Consider the following 1,734-nt stretch of genomic DNA (forward strand, 5'->3'; position numbering starts at 1 on the left):
TTAGGGCTTGCTGAACAAGATTCGTTCCATCTACACCCAACGCAAGTCTCTAAACCCAAGCAGTCTGAAAAAATGCAAAAAGAGAACACGCAGTCGCCGCTCCAGATTCATGACCAGAAACTGAAGGGCGATGACGGTCAAACTGGTTTCGGCGCCACGCGCCCGAATGCGACCTAGGCCCAATTTGCGCTTGCCTTCTCCAAATTTTCCTTCGATCGCATTACGCTGTACAGCGTCCTGGCGCTCTTGCCGACGATCGGCGACTTCACTTTGCTCTTTCGAGGGTCTGCCGAGCTTCGGGCCACTAAGGCGAATCCCTAGCGTTTTGCAATAGTTCAGGTTGTCTCGATTGCGGTAGATTTTATCGGCTAGAATGACGGCGGGATAATACCCGAATCGCTGTTTGTACGCTTCCACCGATGCTTGCAGCGTGGTTGCCTCGTTGAAGCTGTCCCATTGTGCCGTTTCGATCCAAGCGTAACCGTCCACCAGACTGGCGGCGATTTTGGCGCCGAACTCCACGTTCGCTCCAGCTTTGCCTCGAACCATCGGACGTACATGCGGCTGTTCGATACTCACGATGCGATCGGCGACGACATGCGTATTCTTCTCTAGCATTTCGCGCTGCTGACGGTAGAGCTCCGAGATGATCAGAAGCTGGCGATAGTGTCTTTTGCTCAGTTCCGTGAGAGGCGTATACTTCACGAGGGCTTCAATAATCCGCAGATTCCGTCCCACGTAGCCAAGTTGCTTTTTGATCGCTTTGCGGATCACCTTGCCCGATGCCTTGCGTTGCTTGGAAACACTCAGGTACGATTTTCTGGCTTTCTCGCGGTACGTGCGCGGCTTCTCCATCGCTCCGACATGGGGACGGTGCAGCACGTCGATGATGTCTTCCAGGATTTCACGGGCGTGATTCAGCAGCCCCAAGTCAGTCGGATACTTGATGTCCGCAGGCGCGCATGTCGCATCCAGCATGAGGGTGCCCTTGTTCATGACTTCCGCTGTCGGTGCGGCTGTAGATGGCAGGACGTGTAGCTTTTTCGCCATGTTGCGGGGTTTCTTCGCCACAACAGGGGGCTCCTCGGGAATAGAGAAAGCGTCCCCTACCTCCATGGTGAGCTGCAAGCCGCCCGCGTCGTTGTCGTCGTCATCGCGATCTCGCTTGGACGATTTCGGTTTCGCCTCGACCTCTCGCTCTGCTTGCAGCGCGGCTTGGGCGATCCAGTCGTTGACTTCAGCTAGGATTTCCAAGCCGAGCCGTTCCCGAAAATGCGTGAGCAGGGAGTGATGAAACGGCACTTTATCGACATACGCGGTGTAGCCCAAGAAGAACTGCAAATATGGATTTTCCTGGATTTGTAAGGTGGTCTCGCGGTCACTTAAACCAAGGCGCTCTTTGATGATGAGCGAGCCGAGGGCGATACGTGCCGAGTACGCCTTTTGGCCGATGGCTGGGGACTTGAACGAGCTCACATATTTCTCTTCTACTTTGTCCCAAGGGATGATCGCCGCAAGCTGCACCCACCGATTGGTTGGATTTAATTTTCCGCCAAAGGGCAAATAGAAGTTTTCCAACAAGTCTACCATATCTCGATTCAGCACGAACACTTTCGCTCACTCCATCTGCAAGGTTTTTTACCGATTTTCCGTGTTTTCTTTGCAGATGAATTCGACAAAAGTGCCTCTAAACCCTTGTGAGATAAGGATTTTTTGATTATTCAGCAAGCCCTA

General features: G+C 53.1%; 1 protein-coding gene. It reads right to left on the bottom strand.

The window, feature by feature from the left end; genetic code table 11:
• Positions 1 to 30 precede the first annotated feature (30 nt).
• A complete protein-coding gene (locus tag H4Q31_RS00550) occupies positions 31 to 1,590 on the bottom strand; it encodes an IS5 family transposase (protein ID WP_185177125.1) in 1,560 nt (519 codons plus the stop codon).
• Positions 1,591 to 1,734 lie beyond the last annotated feature (144 nt).

The sequence above is a fragment of the Cohnella lubricantis genome (assembly GCF_014212015.1).
GTDB lineage: Bacteria > Bacillota > Bacilli > Paenibacillales > Paenibacillaceae > Cohnella > Cohnella lubricantis.